The sequence below is a fragment of the Streptomyces sp. NPDC059696 genome, from assembly GCF_042733745.1.
In the GTDB taxonomy this organism is placed as follows: domain Bacteria; phylum Actinomycetota; class Actinomycetes; order Streptomycetales; family Streptomycetaceae; genus Streptomyces.
Map to the genome: position 1 here is coordinate 1 of NZ_JBHWFG010000147.1, position 1,052 is coordinate 1,052.

Below are 1,052 nucleotides of genomic sequence, written 5' to 3' on the forward strand. Positions count from 1 at the left end.
GGTTCTCGAACGTCCGCCCGTAGGACAGGTACATCGCGGGCCGGACGACGAACGCGTCGACCAGGGCGTCGGTGACCGGCCGGGCCATCGCGGTCGCCCGATCCCGCACCTGCGCCCCGACGGTGTCCCCCGTCGGGGCCTTCTCCCAGCCGGCGTCCGTGGTGGTGCGCCCCTGCGAATCGACCGCTTCGCCGTCCAGGACCAGAGCGGCGGTCTCCAGCGCGATCGCCTTCACGGTGGCGACCGCCCCCGTGTCCGGGCCGAGCAGGAGCTGCGGGGGCGAGGCCAGCGCGCCGATCGCGAGCGCGGAGAGCACCAGCCCGGCCGCCATCTCCCCCCAGCCGCGCACCCGACTGCCGAACAGCAGGTGCCCCGCCGCGACGACCAGCGTGAACGTGAGGAACAGCAGCGGCAGACCCATCTGGACGATGGCGCCGCTGTAGAGGGAGTTGGAGACGGTCAGTACCGGCTTGAGGAGGAGGTGGGCCAGCGAGAAGGACAGGCTCCAGCTGATCAGGAAGCAGGCAAAGCAGACCAGCCACTTGTTGCCGAGGAAGAGCATCTCCACGGCGAACTTGGCCGCGCTGAGATCCCAGTCGCTCCAGTCCCCGGTGTCGGCGTAGATGCGGTAGGAGCTGACCGGGTTCCCGTCGCGGTCGGTGACCTCGAACGCCGACAGCACGCCCCCCTGCTGCGCCCGGTCCTTCTTGTACTCCTGAACCTTCTTCTCGAACTCGGCCCGCGCCTTCGCCTCCTCCTTCCGGCTCTCCTCGATGCTGTCCTGCACCAGCGGCGAGTCCGCCGGGTCGGCCGAGGGGTCCGGATCGGGGATCAGCGGCGCCGGGTCGAGCGGGTTCTCCGGCCCCGGCAGGGTGGGGCCCGCCGACGGCGTCGGGGCGGGCGGGGGAGCGGCGTTCGCCGTCACGGCCGACAGCGTCAGCGCCAAGGCGAAGGAGAGGGCGAGCAGCAGCAGCCCGGCGGGCAGGGCTCGCATCAGCCCGGTGAACAGGGGCCGGTCGGGCGGCAGGAACTCGGTGGTCACGGCGTAGGTG

The 1,052-nt window shown here is 71.9% G+C and carries 1 pseudogene; it reads right to left on the minus strand.

The features are described from left to right. Nucleotides 1-943: 943 nt before the first annotated feature. Nucleotides 944-1,052: pseudogene (locus ACFV20_RS37235) on the minus strand (EamA family transporter); the annotation flags it as partial.